The sequence below is a fragment of the Neptunicoccus cionae genome, from assembly GCF_014643735.1.
Taxonomy (GTDB): Bacteria; Pseudomonadota; Alphaproteobacteria; order Rhodobacterales; family Rhodobacteraceae; genus Amylibacter; species Amylibacter cionae.
This window is the reverse complement of the sequence record NZ_BMKA01000024.1, coordinates 1-817: the sequence shown is the minus strand read 5'-3', so window position 1 is coordinate 817 and position 817 is coordinate 1. Positions and strand designations below refer to the sequence as shown.

Genomic DNA, 817 nt, shown 5'->3' with positions numbered 1-817 from the left:
CCTAACCTACGCCATCGCAAAAGGCTTTGACGTGAACCTCGGCATCATTGACCAAGCACGCATCCTGCTCGGTGCACCAAGACACACCGTCACCCATATCGCCGCACTCGACTGGGCTGAGGCGCCGGCCTTTTACCAATCGCTCGGAGAGCTAGCGCCCGCAGAACTTGCGCTTCACATGCTGATGCTGACAGGTGTGCGTTCGGATGCGGTCAACAACATGCGAATTGAGCAGTTCACCGGGGACATCTGGACGGTGCCTGTAGAGCATGTCAAAGGCCGCAAAGGCTTTACCAAACCCTTCCGTGTGCCTCTGTCCAATGAGGCCCTACGGGTGGTCGATCTCGCCCGCGCAATAGAGCAGAACGGCTATCTCTTTCCCAACAGCCGTGGCGGCCCGCTGAACAAAATGACCATGCGCAACTACATGGTCGAGCGCGGCCTTGAAGCCCGTCCCCACGGTTTCCGCTCTACATTGCGCACATGGCTGTCCGAACGCACAGAATGCGCCCGGGAAGTGGCCGAGGCCTGCCTCGGACACTTCGCCGTCAACGATGTGGAGGATGCCTATAACCGCGCGGACTACCTCGAACGCCGCAAACCATACTTGGCGGATTGGGCGGGTTACTTGATTGGTGGGGGATGATGCTAATGTAGGATTCCAGGCAACCAATAATTCTTGTCAAAATTGGCATGTGTCGGGCGTGAACCCTCACAACCGACACCGTGCTGAAATCATTTCTAGGTGCACAAATCCATCGGCTTCGCAGGTATCGTGAAGATTCTGACCCCATCTTTACTGATCATGAACGGCCCA

The 817-nt window shown here is 56.7% G+C and carries 1 protein-coding gene; it reads left to right on the top strand.

Annotation, left to right across the window (positions count from 1 at the left end):
- On the top strand, positions 1–646 hold a 646-nt coding region (locus tag IEX10_RS19860; RefSeq protein WP_188679039.1), incomplete at its 5' end, for a tyrosine-type recombinase/integrase.
- Between the last annotated feature and the right edge of the window lie 171 nt (positions 647–817).